The sequence below is a fragment of the Pseudomonas sp. B14(2022) genome (assembly GCF_012030485.1).
Lineage (GTDB): Bacteria > Pseudomonadota > Gammaproteobacteria > Pseudomonadales > Pseudomonadaceae > Aquipseudomonas.
On the sequence record NZ_JAAUVM010000062.1, the window covers coordinates 1 to 291 of the forward strand.

At 44.0% G+C, this 291-nt stretch carries 1 tRNA gene; it reads left to right on the top strand.

Going from position 1 to position 291, the window contains the following annotated elements:
• Nucleotides 1-40 precede the first annotated feature (40 nt).
• Nucleotides 41-116: transfer RNA gene (locus tag HCF10_RS31015), tRNA-Ala, on the top strand.
• Nucleotides 117-291: the final 175 nt, after the last annotated feature.

The following is a 291-nucleotide window of genomic DNA, read 5'->3' on the forward strand; positions in this document are numbered from 1 at the left end:
AGACCCACCAATTTTGTGTGGGAAACGCCTGTAGAAATACGGGGCCATAGCTCAGCTGGGAGAGCGCCTGCCTTGCACGCAGGAGGTCAACGGTTCGATCCCGTTTGGCTCCACCACTACTGCTTCTGACGTATGAAAGCTTAGAAATGAGCATTCCATTGAAAGATGGTGAATGTTGATTTCTAGTCTTTGATTAGATCGTTCTTTAAAAATTTGGGTATGTGATAGAAAGATAGACTGAACGTTACTTTCACTGGTAACGGATCAGGCTAAGGTAAAATTTGTGAGTTA